The organism is Duganella aceris, assembly GCF_011090165.1.
Lineage (GTDB): Bacteria > Pseudomonadota > Gammaproteobacteria > Burkholderiales > Burkholderiaceae_D > Rugamonas > Rugamonas aceris.
In genome coordinates this window covers 1-1,366 of record NZ_JAADJT010000037.1, presented here as the reverse complement: position 1 = coordinate 1,366, position 1,366 = coordinate 1, and the positions used below count along the sequence as shown (strand labels likewise).

The following is a 1,366-nucleotide window of genomic DNA, read 5'->3' as shown; positions in this document are numbered from 1 at the left end:
TGATCTTGCCCCCGTATAACCGGACACGTCCTATCGCTTAGTTAGCGCCGCTTTCTTGAGCCCGGCGCGCCAGCTCCCTCCTGAACATGCGAGGAGATTTCAACTTCAACGACGAATGCGGATGAACCTCGTTGAAATGCATAAAAGCGTCTGGCAATTGGGCGAGAACGACTTTGGCATTGCTGCGGTCCATCAGGCTGACGTAGTCCCGTTTAAACGTGTTCACAAAGCTCTCTGCGATCCCGTTCGACTGCGGGCTACACACCGGCGTATGAATCGGTTCCAGCCCCAGCTCGCGCACCAGGGCGTGGGTTTCATGGGCTCGGTAGGCACCGCCATTGTCGCTCAAGAATTCCAGCTTCGCCGATCCAACGCTGGCCTGCCCAAACCGTGCTTCGACCGCTTCGACCAACATGTCGCGGACAGGCTCGCCAGGCAGGCCGCGTTCGGCCCATGCGCGCCACGCGATAATTTCACGGTCACAGCAGTCTTTCATGAACACACCAGTCACGACTTCGCCGTTGTCGCAAGCGATCTCAAAACCATCGGAACACCAGCGCATGTTTGGTTCCGCCACACCGACGACGCCATCGTGAACGCGGCTGCTGACACGTCGTTTCGGCGCCTTTGGCAGCAACAGTCGGTGTTCCTTCATCACCCGGTAAAATCGCTTGTGGTTGATCGCTTGCAGGCCCATCAAGGCGCGCGTACGGTTGACCAAGGCGCCAGCCCTGCGATAGCCATAGGTCGGCAGCGCCGTGATTTCGGCACGCACAGCATCGACCAAGATGGCGTCGTCGGGCTGGTGAAATGTCTGCGCCGTACGGCCGTCGATCCAGTCGCTCGGGCGCGCCGCCAATTTGCAAACATTCGAGCGCGCCACGCCCAGCGCCGAACAGACCGCCTTCACTGGCCGTCCTTGTCCAACAAGGGCGAGCGCGCAATCCACTTTTTTTCGCGAGCGAACTCGACTGCCTCCTTCAGGATCTCTGCTTCCATCGTTTTCTTACCCAGCATCCGCTGCAGCTGCGCGATCTGGGCGCGGGCCGCTGCCAGTTCGCTTGCCGGCACTACCGATTCGCCGGCAGAGACGGCCGTGAGAGCGCCTTCGCGTTCGAGCTTGCGCCAGTTGAACAGCTGGCTAGCTCCAACGCCGTGTTTGCGAGCGACCAGCGAGACAGTCATGCCCGGCTCGTACGTCTCGCGCACCAACGCCGCCTTCTCTTCGAATGACCAACGCCTGCGGCGCTCTTCGCTTACCGTTACAACCTCGATTGTTTGCTTGTTCCTAGTCATATGCACAGTCCTATTCCTATCCGTAAGAATAGCGCATAGGCCGTGTACGGTGAATCAGGGGGCTATCTCA

Annotated in this window: 1 protein-coding gene; it reads right to left on the bottom strand. The window is 59.5% G+C overall.

Translation table 11 applies throughout. The features are described from left to right. Positions 1-37 precede the first annotated feature (37 nt). A protein-coding gene (locus tag GW587_RS30935) for an IS3 family transposase (RefSeq protein ID WP_371875670.1) occupies positions 38-1,296 on the bottom strand; the annotation gives its coding sequence in 2 pieces (ribosomal slippage) (positions 38-948 and positions 948-1,296; 1,260 coding nt in all). Positions 1,297-1,366: the final 70 nt, after the last annotated feature.